The sequence below is a fragment of the Corynebacterium gottingense genome, assembly GCF_003693265.1.
In the GTDB taxonomy this organism is placed as follows: domain Bacteria; phylum Actinomycetota; class Actinomycetes; order Mycobacteriales; family Mycobacteriaceae; genus Corynebacterium; species Corynebacterium gottingense.
This window is the reverse complement of sequence record NZ_RDRE01000119.1, coordinates 1-1,542: the sequence shown is the minus strand read 5'-3', so window position 1 is coordinate 1,542 and position 1,542 is coordinate 1. Positions and strand designations below refer to the sequence as shown.

Genomic DNA, 1,542 nt, shown 5'->3' with positions numbered 1-1,542 from the left:
CAGCAGTTCCTGTAGCTGAAGAACGGCTCGCCGCCCAGAACCTGAGAAAACTGCGCATTGCGCAGTTTTCTCAGGTTTGTTTATGGGGTCTGTCGCCAGCGCTCGAGCGTGAGCGTGGGGGAGAGCGAGCGTGACACGCAGGTGGTGAATGCGCCCTTCTCGTGGCGCTCTTCGGTGAACACGCTGTCGCGGTGGTCGGGGATGCCGTCGATCACTCGCATCACGCAGGTGCCGCACGTGCCTTCCGCGCACTGGGACAGGATGGGCACGTCCTCGTCCTCGAAGACGTCGAGGACGGATTCTCCCTCGGGGATGTGGTAGGTCTCGCCGTTGAAAATGACGTCGAAAGCGCCGTCGGCGTCGTGGTTCCCGGCGAGCGTTTCCTTGGTGGGGCGGTAGGTCTCGAAGTGGATGTTGTCCTGGGGGAGTGAGGCCAACGCAGTTTCGATAACGCCGTCCATGAAGCCGTGGGGTCCACAGACATACAAGTGCGTGTCCTCCGCAGGAACCGCTGAAGCCGCGAGTGCTTCCTCGATGTAGCCGGCCTGCTTGTCGCGCTCGCCCGAAGCGAAGATGCTCTTGGTCTGGCCGTGCAGATAGGTGTCGATGAGGTGGCGCATCAGCGCGCGTTCCTCGCTTGAAGCGAAATACAGCACCGAGTAGTCGGCGTGTTGGATCTGGAGTTCTCGTGCCAGCGAGAAGATTGGGGCGATGCCCACCCCGGCACCGACGAGCACAGACCGCTTCGCGTCTTTGGCCAGGGGGAAATTGTTGCGGGGTGGGCGGATGCGGAGGGGGTCGCCGACCTCGATGCGGTGGATTGCCGCAGAGCCGCCCTTGGAACCGGCTTCGCGCTTGACCTCAATGCCGTAGGCGCCCTCCTTGTCACCCAGGTAGTGGGTGGGGAAGAGGGAGAATTGACGCACGAGTTCCTCGCCGTCTGGGGTGCGCAGGAGAAAGTCTGCGTGGCAGCCGGGCTCGTACCCAGGAAGCGGGGCGCCGTCGGTGGTTGTGAACGTGATGAGCGCGATCTCGTGTGCCCGCTCGACACCGGTGACGGTGAGTTCGATGATGTCTCCGCTACCGCGTCGTTCCGTCTTCGTGGCGCGCCGGGATTCCAGTGCGGCTTCTCGGTCGGCTGCGTTTGGGTCTGCTTTCTTCTTTTTTCCTCCAAAAAACGCTGTAAATCTGCCGATGCCAGTGTCGTTTCCCATGGTGGACTCCGTCGAAAAGCGAATAGAAAATGTGTAATCCAAAAAGGGCGCCAAAATGGTTGCCGGCCCCGTTCTGTAATGGATAGTATAAAACCACGCAAAAAGTGACCGGCAATACACCAGTGGATGACTATCGGATAGATAACAGACTCGGGTGAAAGGCGGTTGCTATCACTCCATTTGCGGCAAGCGAACCAACCCAGCCGCCCGCAAGGGGCGGCGCAAAAGTGCAGAGAAACGGGATGACGATGACTGCCAGCACAGATGTCCGCGAGGAGCATCAGTATCAAAATCCGGTGCGCCCGGAGATTCTCCCCATGTCGGACAA

The 1,542-nt window shown here is 60.4% G+C and carries 1 protein-coding gene; it reads right to left on the bottom strand.

Annotated features, from left to right (window positions below; all coding sequences use genetic code 11):
* Positions 1 to 80: 80 nt before the first annotated feature.
* Complete coding sequence (locus tag EAW56_RS12095; RefSeq protein WP_122086807.1) at positions 81 to 1,214, bottom strand: PDR/VanB family oxidoreductase; 1,134 nt, start codon at positions 1,212 to 1,214, stop codon at positions 81 to 83.
* Between the last annotated feature and the right edge of the window lie 328 nt (positions 1,215 to 1,542).